This is a genomic window from Bartonella sp. CE47NXGY (assembly GCF_042195415.1).
In the GTDB taxonomy this organism is placed as follows: domain Bacteria; phylum Pseudomonadota; class Alphaproteobacteria; order Rhizobiales; family Rhizobiaceae; genus Bartonella.
This window is the reverse complement of the sequence record NZ_JBHIOI010000231.1, coordinates 1-699: the sequence shown is the minus strand read 5'-3', so window position 1 is coordinate 699 and position 699 is coordinate 1. Positions and strand designations below refer to the sequence as shown.

The 699-nt window shown below is 54.4% G+C and carries 2 protein-coding genes; both read right to left on the bottom strand.

Going from position 1 to position 699, the window contains the following annotated elements:
- Nucleotides 1-196 (bottom strand): hypothetical protein (locus ACFIL3_RS10825; protein WP_375682278.1); only part of this gene is annotated, 196 nt, incomplete at its 3' end.
- A gap of 204 nt (nucleotides 197-400) precedes the next feature.
- Nucleotides 401-699 (bottom strand): hypothetical protein (locus tag ACFIL3_RS10820; RefSeq protein ID WP_375682277.1); only part of this gene is annotated, 299 nt, incomplete at its 5' end.

Sequence of the window (699 nt, the reverse complement as noted above, 5' to 3'; positions counted from 1 at the left end):
GCCGTTGGATTGTTGAAGTGGTGTGGGTTTTTGTCGTTAAGGGCAAAGGGGGACTTCTTAAAACGCAAGAGGCTTGTTTGTTGCGGGCTCGTGAAGCCCTGTCAGGTGCGTGCGTCGGCTGAAATGCTTGAAGTGGGGGGAAGAGGGGACGCCGTTGGATTGTTGAAGTGGTGTGGGTTTTTGTCGTTAAGGGCAAGGTGTGGCTTCTTAAAACGTAAGGGGCTTGTTTGTGGGGGCTCGTGAAGCCCTATCAGGTGCGTGCGCCGGCCTGAAATGCTTGAAGTGGGGGGAAGAGGGGACGCCGTTGGATTGTTGAAGTGGTGTGGGTTTTTGTCGTTAAGGGCAAGGTGTGGCTTCTTAAAACGTAAGGGGCTTGTTTGTGGGGGCTCGTGAAGCCCTGTCAGGTGCGTGCGCCGGCTTGAAATGCTTGAAGTGGGGAGAAGAGGGGGAGCCGTTGGATTGTTGAAGTGGTGTGGGTTTTTGTCGTTAAGGGCAAAGGGGGACTTCTTAAAACGCAAGAGGCTTGTTTGTTGCGGGCTCGTGAAGCCCTGTCAGGTGCGTGCGTCGGCTGAAATGCTTGAAGTGGGGGGAAGAGGGGACGCCGTTGGATTGTTGAAGTGGTGTGGGTTTTTGTCGTTAAGGGCAAGGTGTGGCTTCTTAAAACGTAAGGGGCTTGTTTGTGGGGGCTCGTGAAGCCCT